An 18,411-nucleotide genomic window follows, 5' to 3' on the forward strand; every position below is an offset into this window, starting at 1 on the left:
GATTAGTGTTATTCGTCAAAAAGAAATCCCTGCGATGACCCCGGTTTACGTCCAAGATGGCGGTAGGCAAGTTCTGTAACTTCCCTGCCCCTTGGTGTCCGTTTAATAAAACCCTCCTTGATAAGAAATGGCTCATACACCTCCTCCAAAGTTCCAGGATCTTCGCCTAATGCAGTTGCGATGGTTGTTATGCCTACCGGTCCGCCACCAAACTTATCGATAATGGTAGTAAGCAATTTGTTGTCGATCTGATCGAGCCCATAGCGGTCTATATTCAATGCTTCCAGGGAATAACAAGCAATATCGCTGTCAATATTTCCATTACCTTTAACCTGGGCGAAATCTCTTACACGACGAAGCAGGGCATTGGCAATACGGGGTGTGCCTCTACTTCTGGATGATATTTCGCGGGCTGCATTCAGTTCGCATTTAACATTCAAAATATCCGCACTACGCAAAATAATTTTAGTCAGCGTATCCATATCATAATATTCCAAATGCATATTAATACCGAAACGGGCACGGAGGGGACTGGTAAGCAATCCGCTTCGGGTGGTGGCACCAACCAATGTAAATGGGCACAAATCCAGCTGAATCGAACGGGCACTCGGTCCTTTGTCAATCATAATATCGATGCGGTAATCTTCCATGGCCGAGTACAAATACTCCTCGACGACGGGACTAAGCCGGTGTATCTCGTCAATAAAAAGAACGTCGTTTTTTTCGAGGGAAGTAAGCACGCCCGCTAAATCTCCCGGTTTATCAAGCACAGGACCACTGGTCACTTTAAATCCTACACCCAATTCATTAGCCAGGATATTACTTAATGTCGTTTTTCCTAAGCCGGGAGGACCGTGTAACAACACATGATCCAGCGCCTCTTTACGCATGCGTGCAGCCATGACAAAGACTTTAAGGTTTTCAACCACTTTATCTTGTCCGCTAAAACTATCAAACGTTAACGGACGAAGTGCATTTTCATACTCCCGTTCGTTATCGTTTATGCGAGGTTCGCGTATATCAAAATCGTCTTCCATCATTTCCTTTTAACCAATTAACCTGCAAAGTTATAAATATGTACGATAAGACTCGTTAAAAATAAACAAAAAGGAGGTGTTTTTATCTACTATAATGGAGAGTAAGGGGATGTTTTGTAAACAATGAGAGACATCGGCGTTCGAATTTGGCAATTCAACAGCTCCTTTTTAAGGTTATCCTATACATTTGTATTTCGAATATCAATCACATGAGTAAAAACACGTAGTAGAAGAATGAAAATTAAGAAATTAATGACGGCTCTTTTAGCCACTTTCCTTGTAATGCATGGAGGTTTACAGGGACAAGTTTCAAAAAAAGAAAATCCACAAATGGAAAAGCGCATTCAGAAACTCATCAGTAAGATGACATTGAAGGAAAAAACCGGCTTGTTGCACGGCAATTCCAAGTTTTTTGTATCGGGTGTATCTCGTCTAGGTATCCCGGAATGGAGTCTTTCGGACGGCCCCCACGGTGTACGTGCCGAAATTAATCGTCACGACTGGGGGTATTCAAACTGGACGACCGACTCGGCAACCTATTTTCCTACGGGTACAGCTTTTGCTGCTGCCTGGAATCCCGAATTGGCCCGTCGTCGCGGAGAGGTTCTGGGTGAAGAAGCCCGGTTCCGTAAAAAAGATGTGCTTCTGGGTCCGGGAGTAAATATCATCCGGAGTCCGCTTGGAGGAAGGAACTTTGAATACATGAGCGAGGATCCGTACCTGAACGCCCGTCTTGCTGTTCCTTATATTCAGGGACTGCAGTCGCGGGATGTGGCAGCCAGTGTAAAGCATTACCTGGCAAACAACCAGGAAACCAACCGTACCACGGTCGATGTGCTTATGAGTGAACGTGCACTCCGGGAGATCTATCTTCCGGCTTTTAAAGCAGCAGTTGAAGAAGGTGGAAGTTACACCATCATGAATGCATATAATAAGTTCAGAGGAGATTGGTGTTCTGAAAATATCTATATCAACCGCACGCTGCTCCGTGATGAAATGGGATTCAAGGGGGTGACAATGACCGACTGGGGTGGCTCACACAGCACAGTTAAAGCTGCTTTAGCCGGCCTCGACCTGGAGATGGGTACCATGGTGGACGATTACAATCAGTGGTATTTTGCAGATCCTCTGATTGAGGCTGTAAAAAGCGGTGCTGTTCCGGAAAGTATTGTAGATGAAAAGGTGGCCAATGTATTGCGTGTGATGATACAGACCAATGTCCTGGACCCGAAGAAGCGTTTCAACAAGGCAAGCATGAATACCCCCGAACATCAGCAAGCCGCTTATCAGTCGGCCGTAGAATCCATTGTTCTTCTTAAAAATGAGAACAACCTGCTTCCGCTGGATGTGAATAAAATCAATTCCATCGCAGTTCTGGGTGATAATGCTACCCGATTGCATGCCAACGGAGGATTAAGTTCAGAAATCAAAGCATTATACGAAATTACACCGTTACAGGGAATTCAAAACAAACTGGGTGATAGAATAAAGATCAACTATGCGCAGGGATACGAAAAGCTATCAACCTTTGTGGAAGGCTCTAACAACGGACAGAATCCCGGAAATTTTAAAGGAGGAGGCGAACTGGACAAAGCCGTTCTCAAGGAGGCTATCGAGACTGCACGGAAATCGGATATTGCTATTATCTATGCCGGACTGAACCACGACTATGATACGGAATCGTCGGACAAACAAGGGTATGCCCTACCCTACGGACAAGTACAGCTTATCCAGGAGGTATGCAAAGTGAATCCGCGTACCATCGTGGTGATTATCGCCGGGTCGCCGGTTGATATGGCTGCAATAGACATCTGTGCTCCTGCAGTAGTTTGGGGATGGTTTAACGGTATGGAGGCTGGAAATGCCATTACCGATATTCTTACAGGAAAGGAAACTCCGACCGGCAAAATGCCTTTCTCAGTTCCGGTTTCGTTGGATCAGTCGCCCGCCCATGCATATAACAACTTTCCGGGTCAGGATCTGGTAGTTCGTTACGACGAAGATATTCTGGTAGGCTACCGATGGTTCGACACAAAAAAATTGCCTGTAGTATATCCATTTGGGTACGGATTATCCTATACATCCTTCGAATTCGGACAGATGAATACGGATAAAACAGAATATACTGTAAACGATTCCATTGAGGTGAGCTTTACCCTTAAAAACACGGGGCTACGTAAAGGGGCTGAAGTAGCACAGCTATACGTAAGTGATCCTGTTTGCTCGGTAATGCGCCCTGCGAAAGAGTTGAAGGCATTCGAAAAGGTATTCCTCAATCCGGGTGAAAGCAGGGAAGTTATCCTGAAAGTGCCAGTCGGCAGTTTTGCCTTCTGGAGTGAAGCCGAGAACAAATTTGTTGTGGAACCGGGAGAATTCATCCTTAGTCTGGCTACATCGGCACAAGACATCAAGCAAACTTTACGTATTCTGGTTAAGTAAAAAATATAGTCTGAAACTATAAAACAACGGCTCCCGGCAATCTTTACGAGATTATTCCGGGAGCCGTTTCTATTACTTTACCACCTATTTTCAATTTGAACTGTTCGGAAATTTTCAGAGATAAACCTCTTTGGATCCTATTTCCGTAAATAAAAGCGCTAGTTTCTCTATAACAGCTTTAGCATATCGCTCGCCCTTTTCGGGAGTCGATTTACGGGGATCTCCAATACCGGTGTCTGCAGAAACTTTACTCCAGTAACGAGGCAGCCATGCTATTTGAGCATTCAGCGAAGACAAAGCAAAAGGCTTAGAAGCCCCCTCACCCGCCTCTTCCAGGTTTACAAGCTCCGGATGATAATACATCATTACTGAAGTTTCCAATTCTCCGGCATGATCATCCTTATTTTCAAAGTAACCCTCCTGGGGAACTATACCATACCAATTGGTGATGGCAATCAGAAAATCGGGGAAATCGACAGACAAATCGCGAATCATGTTTTTGAAACTGTTTCCTCCATGCCCGTTTACAATTATCAGCTTCCGGATACCTTGTAAATGCAATGCGGCAACAACATCACCCAAAATAGCCCTTTGGGTTTCGTAACGTGCATGCAGACAAAACGGATAATCCCTCTGACCAGGGTTCTGGGAACCATACGTAACCGGAGGAAGCACCATACACCGTACTCCCGATTCACTAAATGCCTTTTCGGCTGCATCCACAGAAGTACGATGAGACAAGATACAGTCGGTAAGATAAGGCAAATGATAATTATGCGGCTCGGTAGCTCCCCAGGGAAGAATAGCCACATCATAAGAAAGATCTTTTACGCTACCGTAACAGGAAACAGACAAATCAATTTCTTTATTCATAATCAGCAAGTTTATTTCATAGCTTCACCTTGGCGATGAGCTTCCGGATTTTTCCCTCTCCAATTAGGGGAGCATGCGGATCTTCCGGGTACACAATCATAAATTCACCAGGTTGAAGATGTACAAATGTACTTGGTTTATCTGAATAAAGCGCACAATCGCCCTCTTTTTCGTATGGTTTTATTTCCTGTTTTAAATCTTCAATTACCTTCCAGCCAATAGTTTCGGCTCCTTCAAGCAGGATATGCACATCGATGTAGTCGCGGTGCAGCTCTAGTACCTGTTTCTCTGCCGGCACACATTCTGGATTCACATTGTTGATAAACAGGTTGTCGCCATCAATCACAATACGTCCCAGTTCGGCATGCAGAAGGTCGTTGTTCTTTACGTAATCAAAAAGCGTTTTGAATAGCGGATGAAGTGCCTCCACCCGGCTACTATTCGATAAATTGGATACAATCATTTTGTTGCTATTATAAAATGTTACGTATTATACTATTCCAGCATATTGTCTGTTTTGGGTCGTAAAAAGAACAGCTGAGCTGCCAGGGCAATAAAAACGATACCGGCCAGCATCGCAAATCCGGCACCCAAATTGCCTCCATCAGCCCACCGGCCAAGCAGGTCGGTTATAAATGCTCCGGCAAACACCCCCACCATATTCATCACCCCATAGGCTGTAGCACGATTTTTGGATGATACAAACTGGCAGAGAATAGGCATATTATTTGCATCAAACAAACCATATCCGATACCGAAACAAAGGGCTGCCCCCACTACGCTGATTAATCCACTTCCATATCCCAGCAGAAGCAGTGAAGGGATTGTCATGCCTAATCCGATGGCTCCGGTGTAAACCCTGCCACGTATATTTTTCTGTACCCATTTATCCGACAAGATTCCTCCGGCAATAACCCCTATAAAAGAGGATACGGCGATGGTAATAGTCGCAATGGGTCCAGCCTGCGACATGGGGATATTCAAACTGTCGGCAAAGAGTGTAGGCAACCAGTTCTTGGTAGCCCATCCCGGCAGACTTGGAGCTGCAAAGTAAAGCAGGATAATCCAGAAAGAAAGGTTTGAAAACAACATTCCCAGTCCTTTAAATAATGACTTCTTTTCTTTAGGCGAAGCAGAAGATTCTGTTTTAGTCTCTGCAAAAGAACTTTTTTTATCCTTCAGAAAAATCATTAACAGGAGAGCATATACAATTCCAATAATCCCAAACCAATGAAAGGTGGTGTTCCATGAGAATGCAGCTGCTACGGTTGCCCCGAATCCTCCGATAGCCTGCCCGGTATACAAACCGGTCATATGTATCCCAACGGCCAGCGACCGTGATTTACCAGTATGATAGTCGGCAATCAACGATAATCCGGCTGGAATATAAAGAGCTTCACTAACTCCCATCAGTGCCCTGAGCCAATAAATCTGCTGAAACGTTTCCGCCTCACCCATGAGGGATGTAACAACCGACCAGACAAATAAACTTCCAACAATTAACCATTTTCGGTTCATACGGTCAGCAATGATTCCTGAAATCGGACTCATCAATCCGTAAATCCAGAGAAATACAGCCATTAACCGGCCAAAATTAGTAGCCGATTGTAATTCTATAATATCAACCTGCATGGCAGATTTCATTGTAGATAACATTTGTCTATCCATGTAATTTAGTAATGCAACCCCCCAAAGCATCGCAACTACAAGCCATGGATAAATGTTTTTGTTTTTCATAATACCGTGTTTTATAATTAGAAGTCACAAATTTATAAATGTTTTTCTATAAACAACCAATAATAAATAAATATTTTTATTATATTAACCCATATTTATAACAATACTATCGTAATGCAAGCTAAATGGGCATCTATTGGTTAATGTTGAGCAACCCCATTATATGTCTCAACTTTTCTTATATCTTTCGCGGAGAAAAGTATATACTTTTTGGTGAATAAGTATATACTTTTTATTCAAAAAGTACTAACAAATTTTACAACAAGGGATACATGTGACTCGCATGGAATAAGGCTTACACTGCCCAAATAATGGGTAATGAAATTAAGATACCCGGTTGCATCAGATTTCGGAACAGGGATACAAAACAGTTGCTGTCCTGCTCAATTCCGACAATTAATTTGCAATAATATCCTTCACTTCCTTCACTTTTCAATCTAAACAACTATATGTAAGTCACATAGGTGTCGAACGGATTTAATTATCCTTCACTTTTTCATGAATATCCTTCACTTTTCAGCTATTTTCCTTCACTTTATGTTTCATTTTACCCTTTATCCTTCATCCGGGAGGCGTCGGCTGACAAGAACATCACTTGTTTTTGATCTGCTTAACAGATAAAAACGCTTTTCTTTCTGTTTCCGGATAGTGCTCAATGGCATATCTTAACGAAGTGCGGGGCATCAGACTTGCATTACGCTCAAGAAAATCGGTAAGCGCAGACCGGTCTTTTTTTCCTACTTCTCGCAACATCCATCCAATAGCTTTGTGCATAAGATCGTGTTCGTGATTCAGTAACTTCCCGGAAAGAGCGAACGTATCCAGAAACTCGCCTTTACGTATAAATGCGATGGTCGAAACAACAGCGATACGTTGTGACCATAAGTGCTTACTCTCTGCCAGCTCATACAAGCGGGAGCGGTCTTTGTCCAAAAGGTAATTACCTACAATGTATGGACAGCTGATATCTACCAGGTCCCAGTTGTTAATATAATCGATATGATTCAGATAGAAGTCGTATAATACACCTCTTTGGAGCTCGTTGGCTTTTTTAAATTGTTCCACCAGAATAAGTAAAGCACAAAGACGGGCTTCGTGGTATTTACTTTGTATCAGCAGTTCGATTTCCGAAAGGGGTGTATTTTTGTTTGCCTTCGCGATGCTTCGTGTAAGCGGAACCACCAAGCCCAGAAAGAGATCTCCTTCTGCATACTGCCCTTCTCCGGTCTTGAAGAATCGCTGCAGGAACGACGCTTTTTCCGGATTTGCAACAGACAGCAGCTCTTGCAATATGAAAGTGGCTGTCATGGGCGTAATACGCGCGATACGGCACGGTCGCCTTCAAGAAAGCCAATTACATTATTGGCCACTGCACGGGCCATGGCAATGCGGGCATCCATGGTTTGGGTTCCGATATGAGGTGTAAGAACCACGTTGTCCATTTCCAGCAATTCGGGAAGCGGATAATCTCCGAACTCAAATACATCCAGTCCGGCTCCACGTATGATTCCTTCTTGCAGAGCCTTCACCAAAGCATGCTCGTCAACCAGCGGGCCTCTGCCTGTATTGATTAGGATGGCCGAAGGTTTCATCTGCTTCAATTCCGGTTCGCCTATAATGTGATACGTATCCTGGTTGTACGGAACATTTAACGATACGAAATCGGATTGAGCCAGCAACTCTTCCATTGACACAAAAGAAGCTCCCAGCTTTGTTTCTTCTTCGATATACAGCGGACGACGGTTGTTATATATCACATTCATTCCACAAGCACGGGCTCTTTTACAAAGGGCTTTGCCAATACGTCCAAGGCCAATAATTCCTAAAGTTTGTCCGGTTATCGAAACCCCGAGATTCTCAAGGACTCCCACTTTCATAGCCTTTCCCAACGCACGGAGTTTCCTGTCACATTCTGTAATCCGGCGGGCCGTATCCAGCATCAATCCCAAGGCAAGATTCGCGGTAGGAGCTGTAACCGGGTCGGGGGTGTTGGCTACTGTAAGACCCTTGGACAGGGCATAGGCAACATCAATATTGTTATATCCAACAGCATAATTGGCAATCAGTTTCAAGTTGACTCCCCGATCAATCAAAGCCTTGTCCACCGGAAAGTCAAACATGGAACAAAGTACATCGTATTGGGGTATCATTTCCGAAATTTCATCGTAAGAAAAATCCCGGCCATTGGGGAATGTCACCTCATATTTGTTTTCCAATTCGGTAAAACCCTCTCTGAACATATCGAATGTAACAAGTATCTTCTTCATATCGTTCGTTATAAATTCTTTACAGGCGCCAAATTTAAACAAAACAAATCCTTAATACAAAGAAGAATTACTACTTTTGTAGGTTAAAAGAGATTACTATGGTATTGAACTACATCTGGATCGCCTTTTTTCTTGTTGCCTTTATGGTGGCAATGGGCAAATTAATATTTGGCGGCGACGTAGCTGTATTTACAGATATAATTAACGCGTCTTTCGATTCAGCCAAAACCGGGTTTGAGATATCTTTAGGACTAACCGGTATCCTTTCGCTTTGGCTGGGGATTATGAAAGTTGGAGAGAAAGGCGGGGTTATCCAGCGCTTTGCAAAATTGGCTGCGCCGGTGTTCAGTAAACTTTTCCCGGGGATTCCTGCCGGACATCCGGCTACAGGGGCCATATTCATGAACTTTTCGGCCAATTTGCTGGGATTGGATAATGCCGCCACCCCCATGGGACTAAAAGCGATGCAGGAGATGCAGTCTTTCAATAAATCGAAAGATACGGCCAGCGATGCCATGATCATGTTTTTATGCATAAATGCTTCGGGGCTTACAATCATTCCCATAACCATCATGATGTACCGGGCGCAATTAGGAGCCGCCAATCCTTCGGATGTATTTCTGCCCATCCTGTTGGCAACATTTATCTCCACCCTTGTGGCAATCGTTACGGTGTGTTTGAAACAACGGATCAATATGTTGCAAAAGGAGCTGGTTCTCTTTTTCGGGGGACTTGCTCTTTTTATAGGAGGTATCATCTGGTACTTCAGTACGCTCCAGCAGGAACAGATATCGCTTTATTCGACGGTGTTCGCCAATACACTTTTATTTACTATTATCTGCGGGTTCCTGATAAGTGGAGTGCGCAAAAAAATAAATGTCTACGATGCGTTTATCGAAGGGGCAAAGGAGGGTTTTAAAACAGCGATAACCATTATTCCGTATCTTATAGCGATACTGGTAGGTATCGGTGTATTCCGTGCCTCCGGAGCGATGGACTTCATAATAGAAGGTGTTAAATTCGGGATAGGATCTATGGGTATCGATACCGAATTTGTTGGAGCACTGCCTACCATATTGATGAAACCGCTAAGCGGAAGCGGTGCCCGTGGGATGATGCTGGATGCAATGAATACCTATGGAGCCGATTCGTTTGTAGGCCGTTTGGCCTGCACTGCGCAGGGAGCCTGCGACACGACATTTTATGTGGTTGCCCTATACTACGGAAGCGTAGGTATCCGGCATACACGTTACACCGTACAGTGTGCTTTATTGGCAGATCTGGCAGGAGCCATTGCAGCCATCGTACTTGCTTATTTATTCTTTTCACACACTTAACAAAAATGGCAATAGCTTATTACGCGGAAGAGGTAAAACTTCCCGCTATAAAAAAGAAAGCGGTTGGCGACTGGATCAGAAAAGTGGCCTCGCTTTATGGCAAAAGAACAGGCGATATCAGTTACATCTTCTGTTCGGACGAGAAGATTCTGGAGGTTAACAAACAGTATCTTCAACACGATTATTATACAGATATAATCTCCTTCGACTATACTGAGGGAACTAAAATATCCGGTGACTTGTTTATTAGTTTAGATACAGTAAAAAGCAATTCCGAAAATTTCGGGACAGATTACACTGAAGAGTTGCATCGTATTATTATTCACGGCATATTACATCTTTGCGGCATAAACGACAAAGGGCCGGGTGAAAGGGAAATAATGACTCAAAAAGAAAATGAGGCACTGGCACTTCTCCCTGGGGAAGATAGGAAATCATAGCCTATAACTCTGTATTACAGATATTTACATGCATCAAACAGCAATCGCTTACTGATACAATAAAAGTTTATACAATGAATTTTAAATATGACGTAATTGTTGTGGGAGCAGGTCATGCCGGCTGTGAAGCCGCCGCTGCTGCTGCTAATATGGGATCCAGGACACTCCTCATCACAATGGATATGAACAAAGTCGCACAGATGAGTTGCAATCCGGCTGTGGGTGGTATTGCCAAGGGGCAGATTGTTCGCGAAATAGATGCCCTGGGCGGATATATGGGTATTGTTACAGACAATACGGCTATCCAATTCCGAATGCTTAACAGATCGAAAGGTCCGGCCATGTGGAGTCCTCGTGCCCAAAGTGACCGTGCCAAATTTATACAGGAATGGCGGGGAATTCTCGAAAACCTCCCCAACCTTTACATGTGGCAGGATACTGTGCGTGAGCTAATCGTAGAAGATGGCAGGGTATGCGGGGTAAAAACATATATGAATGTAGAGTTCAGGGCAGGTGCGGTAGTGCTTACCAATGGGACTTTTCTCAATGGACTGATCCATATCGGTCGCACACAATTAGGAGGAGGACGAATGTCGGAACCTGCTGCATTCGGATTAACCGAACAGCTGGTTAGCTTAGGTATGGAGGCCGGACGAATGAAAACCGGAACACCTGTACGAATTGACGGACGCAGTGTTCATTTTGAAGAAACAGTAGAACAAAAAGGAGAAAATGATTTCCATAAATTTTCGTACCTCGACTATAAACCCCGAAAGTTAAAACAGCTTAGTTGCTGGACGCTTTATACAAACGAATCTGTTCATGATGTACTGAGGAGCGGACTGGCTGATTCACCGATGTACAACGGACAAATCCAGAGTATAGGTCCGCGTTACTGTCCAAGTATTGAAACAAAGATTGTAACGTTTGCCGACAAAACGCAACACCAGCTTTTCCTCGAGCCTGAAGGGGAGACTACTCAGGAATACTACCTGAACGGATTCTCTTCTTCGCTGCCTCTCGACATACAATTACGTGCACTCAGAGAAATTCCGGCATTTAGGGATGTTCACATCTACCGCCCGGGCTATGCCATCGAATATGACTTCTTTATGCCTACCCAGCTGCATCATTCGCTGGAGACCAAACTCATCAAGAATCTTTTCTTTGCGGGTCAGATTAATGGCACAACAGGATACGAAGAAGCAGGGGGACAGGGTATCATTGCGGGGATCAATGCCCACATCGGATGCCATGGCGGGGATCCGTTTATCCTTGGCAGAGACGAGGCATACATTGGGGTTTTAATAGATGATTTGGTAACCAAGGGTGTCGACGAGCCTTATCGTATGTTCACATCACGGGCCGAATACAGAATCCTGCTTCGACAAGACGATGCCGATGTGCGGCTTACTCAAAAAGCAGCCGAAATCGGACTTGCCAAACAGGATAGGCTGGATCTGCTGAAAGATAAAGAGGCCCTGTGTGATATGATAATAAGTTTTGCAAACAACTACTCTATAAAGCCTCAATACATAAATCCTGGATTAGAAGCTTTAGAGGCTACACCCTTGAAACAAGGATGTAAACTTATCGACCTTATTACACGTCCTCAATTAAACATTAACAATCTGTCCGAGCTGGTTCCTTCATTCAGACAAGTTCTGGACAAGCTTCCGGAATCACGTAAGGAAGAAATTATTGAAGCAGCCGAAATACGGATTAAATACGATGGCTACATTCGAAGAGAACAACTGATTGCCGATAAAATAAACAGACTGGAACATATTAAGATTAAAGGGAAGTTTGTTTACAACGACATTCAATCGCTCTCGACAGAAGCCAGACAGAAGCTTACAAAGATCGATCCGGACACCATTGCTCAGGCAAGTCGGATTCCTGGCATTTCTCCAAGCGACATCAACATATTACTGGTTCTTTTAGGAAGATAATGCCGTTTTGTTCCACGTGAAACACATTGCAAAAAAAAGAAAAAGATGAATAAAACAGACACAAAGTTAGTAAGAGGGAATCTGGTTGATATTATTAGCAGGGAAATCTATGGGGCCGTTGTTACCATAAGCGATGGGAAAATATCAAAAACAGAAAGGACTGGGATAGTGGAATCTAACTATATTTTACCTGGATTTATTGATGCGCACGTACACATTGAAAGCAGTATGTGCACACCTCTTAATTTTGGAGCGGCTGCATGCAAGCACGGAACAATAGGGATCGTTGCAGACCCTCACGAAATTGCGAATGTATTAGGAGTTGAAGGAATCGATTTTATGGTAAACAATGCAAAAGAGGCTCCGTTTTATTATTGGATCGGAGTTCCTTCTTGTGTACCGGCAACCCCTTTCGAATCTGCAGGCGCGGTTATCGATGCTGCAACAACAGAAAAATTACTGAAACGCGAGGACCTTCATTTTCTTGCAGAAATGATGAACTATCCCGGCGTATTAAATAAGGACCCAGAAGTAATAGGAAAACTAAATGCCGCCAAAAGGGCAAACAAGCCAGTGGACGGACATTTTCCTACCGGAAACGGGAAGGCTTTGGAAGACTATATAGCCAATGGCATTAGTACAGATCACGAATGTGCCACCCTTGAAGAAGGTCGGGACAGATGCCGTAATGGTATGTTTGTACAGATCAGGGAAGGTAGTGCCGCAAAGAATTTCAATGCACTTCATCCATTACTGAAGGAATTTCCGGGGAAGGTAATGTTTTGCAGCGACGACATACACCCAAACACACTAATGGAACGACACATAAACGGCCTTGTAAAAAGAGCTGTCGGACTTGGGTATGATGTTTTCGACGTATTGCGCGCAGCGTCTTACAATCAGGCAAAGCATTATAGTATTCCGGCCGGGTTCCTGCAGGTTGGCGACAATGCCGATTTTATCATCACAGAAGATCTTTACAGCTTTACTGTAAAATCGACTTTCGTGAAGGGTGTTTGTATTTATGATGGCTCTAATGTATCATTTCCTGCAAAAGAAACCAGTCGCCCCAACCGTTTTGCTATAGATCCCATCACTGTATCCGATTTGGGAATTAAGGCAATATCAGATAAAATGCGGGTAATTGTTTGCAGTGACGGAAACCTGGATACTTTTGAAGAGATTATGGAGCCTACTACAAATGAGGGATATGCCGTATCTGATACTACCAAAGATGTTATTAAAATGGTTGTATTGAACCGATATCAGAAGGCAGCACCGGCTATTGGCTTCATAAAAGGAACTGGGATTAAACGTGGGGCTATGGCTCAAAGCATCACTCACGACAGTCATAATATCATTGCAATTGGAACTACAGATCGGGAGTTAGCCGATGCAATTAATGAAGTTATTATAAATAAAGGGGGTATAAGTGTTGTGAACGGAGAAGAGAAAGAAACTCTTTCGTTGCCTGTAGCAGGGTTGATAAGTCCCCTCCCACTCGATCAAATCGACATTCAATATAAAAAACTGGAATCAAAGATGGTGGAGCTGGAAACCACCCTTTCGTCTCTGCAGATGACTTTATCTTTTATGAGCTTGCTAGTAATTCCAGCAATAAAATTAGGAGATAAAGGTCTGTTTGATGGTAAAAATTTCCGTTTTACAAACCTGTTTGTATGACGAAGGAAAAGGAAAATAGGTTCTCTGCCTTGCTGGCTATACTTCCGGAGAAGCCAGGATGTTACCAATACTTCGATGAAAAGGGAACAATTATATACGTTGGTAAGGCTAAGAATTTAAAAAAGAGGGTTGGTTCTTACTTTAACAAAGAACATGATAATAATAAAACCCGGGTGCTGGTTAAACACATTGCAGACATAAAATATGTTGTAGTAGACACGGAGGAAGATGCACTTTTATTGGAAAACAACCTTATAAAGCAATTCAGACCCAGATACAATGTTCTGCTTAAAGACGACAAAACCTACCCTTCCATCGTAATAAAGAACGAGTATTTCCCTCGCGTGTTCCAAACAAGAAACATTGTGCGCGACGGATCCATATACTTTGGACCTTACCCATCTGTTTTTACAGCCAAGGTAATGCTTCAACTTCTTAAGGAATTGTATCCCATACGCACCTGCAAATACCCTTTAACACCCGAATCCATCGCACAGGGTAGATACAAAATATGTTTGGAGTATCATATCAAACGTTGTCTGGGACCTTGCGAAGGACTCCAATCCACCGAAAACTATAACAGAAACATTGCAGAAATTAAAGAAATTCTGAAGGGAAATATCGCTACAGTAAGTAAAATACTGTACGATGAAATGCAACAACTGGCCTCCGAATTAAAATTTGAAGAGGCACAAAAGATGAAGGAGCGCTACCTCGCCATTGAGAATTATCGATCCAAATCGACTGTTGTTACCCCCTCTTTACATAATATTGATGTTTTTTCCTTCGATGAAAACGAACGTTCTGCGTTCATCAACTATCTTCATATAGGTAATGGAGCTATTGTGCAAGCCTATACATTCGAATATAAAAAGCGTTTGGATGAATCGAAAGAGGAACTTCTGGGACTTGGTATCATCGAAATGCGTATGCGGTTTAAAAGTTCTGCCAGGGAGATTATCGTACCTTTCCTCCCGGACACAGAGCTGATGGAACAATATGCGTTTACAATACCTCAAAAGGGCGATAAGAGAAAGCTGCTGGATCTTTCCTTACAAAACGTTCGTCAGTTTAAGGTAGATCGTCTTAAACAAGCCGAAAAACTGAACCCGGAACAACGTACCACACGTATATTGAGTACCATTCAGAAAGATCTTCATATGCATGAATTACCCATGCATATTGAATGCTTCGATAACTCCAATATACAAGGGACAAATCCTGTTGCAGCTTGTGTAGTATTTAAGAAGGCAAAACCATCTAAGAAGGATTACCGCCATTTTCATATCAAGACTGTGGAAGGGCCTGATGATTTTGCATCCATGATTGAAGTTGTTACACGCAGATACACGCGTCTTGTAGAAGAAAACGAGCCTCTGCCTCAGCTAATCATCATTGATGGGGGTAAAGGTCAGTTAAATGCAGCTACTGAAGTGCTTCGAAGCCTGAACCTTCTCGGAAAAATCACCATTGTGGGACTAGCCAAACGATTGGAAGAGATATTCTTTCCCGGCGATTCAATTCCGTTGGTTCTGGATAAGAATTCGGAAACGCTGAAGGTTATCCAGCAATTAAGAGACGAGGCACACCGTTTCGGTATAACATTCCACCGGTCGCTTCGCAGCAAAAAACAAACGGTCTCCGAATTAGATGCTATAAAAGGAATCGGGGATAAGACAAAAGTATTACTTTTGAAGCAATATAAAAGTGTAAAACGGATACGTGAAGCCTCTCTGGGAGAGCTTGAAAAGCTGATAGGAAGCGCTAAAGCAAGAATTCTGACAGAGGGTTTAGGTAGCAAAGAAAGAAATTAAAAGACAACATGAGAACTGTGATTCAGCGGGTACAATCAGCCTCGGTGACTATCGACGGCGAAATAAAATCTGCTATTGGAAAAGGGTTATTAATCTTTTTGGGAATTGAAGATAAAGACAGTGAAGCAGACATCGAGTGGCTCGTAAAGAAGATCGTCAACTTACGGATATTTGATGATGAAAACGGAGTAATGAATCGTTCAATTATCGAGGTTAATGGAGAAGCATTAGTTGTAAGTCAGTTTACATTACACGCTTCTACTAAGAAAGGGAACAGACCCTCCTACATAAAAGCATCGAAGCCCGAGAAGGCTATCCCCTTGTACAACGAGTTCTGCGATGAAATGAGCCTTGCACTGGGTAAAACAATCGGCACAGGTCAGTTTGGAGCAGATATGAAGGTAGGAATCCTGAACGACGGTCCAGTTACAATACTAATTGATTCTCAAAACAAGGAATAAATATGGATGCACTAAGTATTAGCGAAGCGCAGCAGCAGGTAGATCAATGGATAAAAACCTATGGAGTGAGGTATTTCAACGAACTTACCAACATGACCATTCTTACGGAAGAGGTAGGTGAGTTGGCACGAATCATTGCCAGAACCTACGGAGAACAATCGTTTAAGGAAAGTGATAAAAACAGAGATTTGGGCGATGAAATGGCAGATGTACTATGGGTATTACTTTGTTTGGCAAACCAAACCGGCGTAGATCTTACGGATGCCTTCCGCAAAAATCTTGAAAAGAAAACAAACAGGGATAAAGAAAGACATCAAAACAATTTAAAATTATAAGCATGGACAAATATCAGGAAGTATTCAATAAATACGCAACTCCCCTACCCGATGCTAAAATAGCAGAACAGGTAAACGCATTGCTGGAAAAGAAATACCAGGCTAATTTTACACCTGAAGTGCTGAAAAACATTCATGGCTGCATCGATTTAACATCGCTGACCAGCCTGGACAGCAAAGAAAGTATCTGGAAGCTGGTGGATTCGGTAAACGACTTTGAAGGAACCCGTCCGGATGTCCCTAATGTAGCAGCCATTTGTACATTTCCTTTATTTGTGGATACTGTAAAACAGGCACTCACGGCACAAGATGTATCAATTGCATCGGTGGCTGGTGGATTTCCGGCCTCACAGACATTTACAGAAATTAAAATTGCTGAGACGGCATTAGCTGTTGCCGATGGAGCCGATGAGATCGATGTGGTGATGAATCTAGGGTATCTGTTGGAAGAAAACTACGAGGAACTTACGGAGGAACTATCCGAGATTAAAGAAGCCTGCAGAAATGCCAAACTCAAAGTTATCATTGAAACTGGAGCATTGGCTACGGCTACCAATATACAAAGAGCCACCTTGGTTGCCATGTATTGCGGAGCAGATTTTGTTAAAACATCTACAGGAAAAGGATACCCCGGAGCTACACCAGAAGCAGTGTATACCATCTGCGAAACGATACGCGCCTATCACCTGCTTACAGGAAACAAAGTCGGCATCAAGATTTCCGGAGGAGTACGTACAGCTGAAGAGGCTGTTAAATACTACACTATCGTGAAAGAAAAGCTTGGAGACGAATGGCTGACAAAAGATTATTTCAGAATCGGAGCCAGCAGTCTGGTAAAAGATATCGAAAATCGTTTAGGTAAATAATAAAGAAAGCGGGAAGTTCAATAGCCAGAACTTCCCGCTTTCTTTTATTATCAATGCTACTATTTTGTACTGTTTAGTGCTGCGCTTCCTTTAAATCATTCTTACGCATTAGTAGACTTTTTTGTCAGATTCTTAACTGGACACAAGTCAAAAAACACCCCTTTTGTCGTTTCCAGCCTTACTTTTTCCGTTCGATAATATAGTTAGCCAAAAGAATCAATGCCTCTTTTGCATCCGAATCGGGGTATGAATCTACCAGTTCAATAGCTTTGGAGTGATAATGGCGCATGCGATTTTCTGCATACTCTATCCCACCCTTCCGAATTGCAAAATCAATCAACTGATCTACCTGAACAGGAGTAAACACTTTTGAGCGTAACAACGTCATATAGGTTTCTAGTTCGGCAGGGCCGGCATGCTGAAGGGCGTAAAGCAAAGGAAGGGTAACTTTGCCTTCGCGAATATCGTTTCCGGTAGGTTTACCCAGGTCTTCGTTCTTATAGTAATCGAATATATCGTCTTTTATCTGGAAAGCATAGCCAAGATACTCTCCCAGCAACTTGCTTTTCTCTACGATATCGGCCGGTGCATCGGCACAGATGGCTCCTATTTCGGTGCAAGCCGACAATAACGTAGCTGTTTTCTTTTTAATAACCTGCATATAGGCCTCTTCATCCACGATGGACTCTTCTGCCGTTTCAAGCTGTTTAATCTCGCCTTCGGACAGGTCGCGCCCCAAGTTGGACACGATGGATATAATCTGAAGATTGCGTGTTTGAATGGCTCGGATCAAAGCAGAAGACAAAATATAGTCTCCAACCAGCACCGATACGCGGTTATCAAATATAGCATTCAGGGAAGGCAACCCCCTGCGCTCTTTGGTCTCATCAATTACATCATCATGAATTAACGTTGCCGTATGAAGCAGTTCGAGTAACACGGCCGCATTTATCGTATGCTCTGTAATCTTACCGCATGCTTTTGCTGTTAAAAGCACCAATAAAGGACGCACATGCTTACCGACAGCATGCTGTATCTGAATGATAGCCGACTGTAGCCTGCGCGTTTCGCTCTTAAGGGAGTTGGCAAATTCATCATTGAACTGTTGAAACTCTTTAGCAACCGGCTCTTCTATTTTACTTCGTGTATTCATACTTACCTTCAAAGATA

The 18,411-nt window shown here is 43.2% G+C and carries 16 protein-coding genes; 9 read left to right on the forward strand and 7 right to left on the reverse strand.

What is annotated here, in order from left to right; all coding sequences use genetic code 11:
• Positions 1–8 precede the first annotated feature (8 nt).
• The gene (ruvB, locus tag F5613_RS11795) at positions 9–1,037 is read right to left on the reverse strand and encodes a Holliday junction branch migration DNA helicase RuvB (RefSeq protein ID WP_079682417.1); all 1,029 of its coding nucleotides are present in this window, start codon (positions 1,035–1,037) and stop codon (positions 9–11) included.
• Between the two features lie 234 nt (positions 1,038–1,271).
• Between ruvB and F5613_RS11800 the strand changes: the two genes are divergently transcribed.
• Complete coding sequence (locus F5613_RS11800) at positions 1,272–3,476, forward strand: beta-glucosidase (protein ID WP_246303401.1); 2,205 nt, start codon at positions 1,272–1,274, stop codon at positions 3,474–3,476.
• 114 nt (positions 3,477–3,590) lie between these two features.
• Here F5613_RS11800 and F5613_RS11805 read toward each other — a convergent pair whose 3' ends face one another.
• The 5 genes from F5613_RS11805 to F5613_RS11825 form a co-directional block, all read right to left on the reverse strand.
• Positions 3,591–4,349: a creatininase family protein gene (locus F5613_RS11805; protein ID WP_179399897.1), complete on the reverse strand. Its 759-nt coding sequence runs from the start codon at positions 4,347–4,349 to the stop codon at positions 3,591–3,593.
• 16 nt (positions 4,350–4,365) lie between these two features.
• Entirely contained in the window at positions 4,366–4,812 is a 447-nt protein-coding gene (locus F5613_RS11810) for a YhcH/YjgK/YiaL family protein (protein ID WP_079682306.1), read from the reverse strand.
• Positions 4,813–4,844: 32 nt separating this feature from the next.
• Positions 4,845–6,086 carry an MFS transporter gene (locus F5613_RS11815; RefSeq protein ID WP_179399898.1) on the reverse strand — a complete coding sequence of 414 codons (1,242 nt, stop codon included), beginning with the start codon at positions 6,084–6,086 and terminating at the stop codon, positions 4,845–4,847.
• A 591-nt stretch (positions 6,087–6,677) separates the two neighbouring features.
• Positions 6,678–7,394 (reverse strand): DNA alkylation repair protein, encoded by a 717-nt coding sequence (locus F5613_RS11820; RefSeq protein WP_179399899.1) that lies wholly within the window; start codon positions 7,392–7,394, stop codon positions 6,678–6,680.
• Complete coding sequence (locus tag F5613_RS11825; protein WP_179399900.1) at positions 7,391–8,353, reverse strand: 2-hydroxyacid dehydrogenase family protein; 963 nt, start codon at positions 8,351–8,353, stop codon at positions 7,391–7,393. The genes F5613_RS11820 and F5613_RS11825 overlap by 4 nt, the downstream gene beginning before the upstream one ends.
• Positions 8,354–8,451: 98 nt before the next feature.
• Here F5613_RS11825 and F5613_RS11830 point away from each other — a divergent pair, with 98 nt between their 5' ends.
• The 8 genes from F5613_RS11830 to deoC all read left to right on the forward strand — a co-directional run bounded on the left by F5613_RS11830 (position 8,452) and on the right by deoC (position 17,241).
• The gene (locus F5613_RS11830) at positions 8,452–9,690 is read left to right on the forward strand and encodes a nucleoside recognition domain-containing protein (protein WP_179399901.1); all 1,239 of its coding nucleotides are present in this window, start codon (positions 8,452–8,454) and stop codon (positions 9,688–9,690) included.
• A 5-nt stretch (positions 9,691–9,695) separates the two neighbouring features.
• Positions 9,696–10,130: an rRNA maturation RNase YbeY gene (gene ybeY / locus F5613_RS11835; RefSeq protein WP_179399902.1), complete on the forward strand. Its 435-nt coding sequence runs from the start codon at positions 9,696–9,698 to the stop codon at positions 10,128–10,130.
• Positions 10,131–10,204: 74 nt separating this feature from the next.
• On the forward strand, positions 10,205–12,082 hold the full coding sequence (gene mnmG / locus F5613_RS11840) for a tRNA uridine-5-carboxymethylaminomethyl(34) synthesis enzyme MnmG (RefSeq protein WP_079682300.1): 1,878 nt from the start codon (positions 10,205–10,207) through the stop codon (positions 12,080–12,082).
• 45 nt (positions 12,083–12,127) lie between these two features.
• Positions 12,128–13,765, forward strand: a complete 1,638-nt coding sequence (gene ade, locus F5613_RS11845; RefSeq protein ID WP_179399903.1) for an adenine deaminase — start codon at positions 12,128–12,130, stop codon at positions 13,763–13,765.
• Positions 13,762–15,579 (forward strand): excinuclease ABC subunit UvrC, encoded by a 1,818-nt coding sequence (uvrC, locus tag F5613_RS11850; RefSeq protein ID WP_179399904.1) that lies wholly within the window; start codon positions 13,762–13,764, stop codon positions 15,577–15,579. Before ade ends, uvrC begins: the two co-directional genes overlap by 4 nt.
• 8 nt (positions 15,580–15,587) lie before the next feature.
• Positions 15,588–16,040 carry a D-aminoacyl-tRNA deacylase gene (dtd, locus tag F5613_RS11855; protein ID WP_079682297.1) on the forward strand — a complete coding sequence of 151 codons (453 nt, stop codon included), beginning with the start codon at positions 15,588–15,590 and terminating at the stop codon, positions 16,038–16,040.
• Positions 16,041–16,042: 2 nt separating this feature from the next.
• Entirely contained in the window at positions 16,043–16,375 is a 333-nt protein-coding gene (locus F5613_RS11860; RefSeq protein WP_179399905.1) for a nucleotide pyrophosphohydrolase, read from the forward strand.
• 2 nt (positions 16,376–16,377) lie between these two features.
• Complete coding sequence (gene deoC, locus F5613_RS11865; protein ID WP_179399906.1) at positions 16,378–17,241, forward strand: deoxyribose-phosphate aldolase; 864 nt, start codon at positions 16,378–16,380, stop codon at positions 17,239–17,241.
• A gap of 178 nt (positions 17,242–17,419) precedes the next feature.
• Here deoC and F5613_RS11870 read toward each other — a convergent pair whose 3' ends face one another.
• Positions 17,420–18,394: a polyprenyl synthetase family protein gene (locus F5613_RS11870; RefSeq protein WP_079682415.1), complete on the reverse strand. Its 975-nt coding sequence runs from the start codon at positions 18,392–18,394 to the stop codon at positions 17,420–17,422.
• Positions 18,395–18,411 lie beyond the last annotated feature (17 nt).

The sequence above is a fragment of the Macellibacteroides fermentans genome (assembly GCF_013409575.1).
GTDB lineage: Bacteria > Bacteroidota > Bacteroidia > Bacteroidales > Tannerellaceae > Macellibacteroides > Macellibacteroides fermentans.

Bases quoted from the DNA above. Each gene is read 5' to 3' on its own strand.
- ade (WP_179399903.1), top strand. From the start codon at position 12,128: ATGAATAAAACAGACACAAAGTTAGTAAGAGGGAATCTGGTTGATATT.
- F5613_RS11870 (WP_079682415.1), bottom strand. From the start codon at position 18,394: ATGAATACACGAAGTAAAATAGAAGAGCCGGTTGCTAAAGAGTTTCAA.
- F5613_RS11860 (WP_179399905.1), top strand. From the start codon at position 16,043: ATGGATGCACTAAGTATTAGCGAAGCGCAGCAGCAGGTAGATCAATGG.
- mnmG (WP_079682300.1), top strand. From the start codon at position 10,205: ATGAATTTTAAATATGACGTAATTGTTGTGGGAGCAGGTCATGCCGGC.
- F5613_RS11825 (WP_179399900.1), bottom strand. From the start codon at position 8,353: ATGAAGAAGATACTTGTTACATTCGATATGTTCAGAGAGGGTTTTACC.
- F5613_RS11800 (WP_246303401.1), top strand. From the start codon at position 1,272: ATGAAAATTAAGAAATTAATGACGGCTCTTTTAGCCACTTTCCTTGTA.
- F5613_RS11815 (WP_179399898.1), bottom strand. From the start codon at position 6,086: ATGAAAAACAAAAACATTTATCCATGGCTTGTAGTTGCGATGCTTTGG.
- F5613_RS11830 (WP_179399901.1), top strand. From the start codon at position 8,452: ATGGTATTGAACTACATCTGGATCGCCTTTTTTCTTGTTGCCTTTATG.
- F5613_RS11810 (WP_079682306.1), bottom strand. From the start codon at position 4,812: ATGATTGTATCCAATTTATCGAATAGTAGCCGGGTGGAGGCACTTCAT.
- ruvB (WP_079682417.1), bottom strand. From the start codon at position 1,037: ATGGAAGACGATTTTGATATACGCGAACCTCGCATAAACGATAACGAA.
- dtd (WP_079682297.1), top strand. From the start codon at position 15,588: ATGAGAACTGTGATTCAGCGGGTACAATCAGCCTCGGTGACTATCGAC.
- F5613_RS11820 (WP_179399899.1), bottom strand. From the start codon at position 7,394: ATGACAGCCACTTTCATATTGCAAGAGCTGCTGTCTGTTGCAAATCCG.
- ybeY (WP_179399902.1), top strand. From the start codon at position 9,696: ATGGCAATAGCTTATTACGCGGAAGAGGTAAAACTTCCCGCTATAAAA.
- F5613_RS11805 (WP_179399897.1), bottom strand. From the start codon at position 4,349: ATGAATAAAGAAATTGATTTGTCTGTTTCCTGTTACGGTAGCGTAAAA.
- uvrC (WP_179399904.1), top strand. From the start codon at position 13,762: ATGACGAAGGAAAAGGAAAATAGGTTCTCTGCCTTGCTGGCTATACTT.
- deoC (WP_179399906.1), top strand. From the start codon at position 16,378: ATGGACAAATATCAGGAAGTATTCAATAAATACGCAACTCCCCTACCC.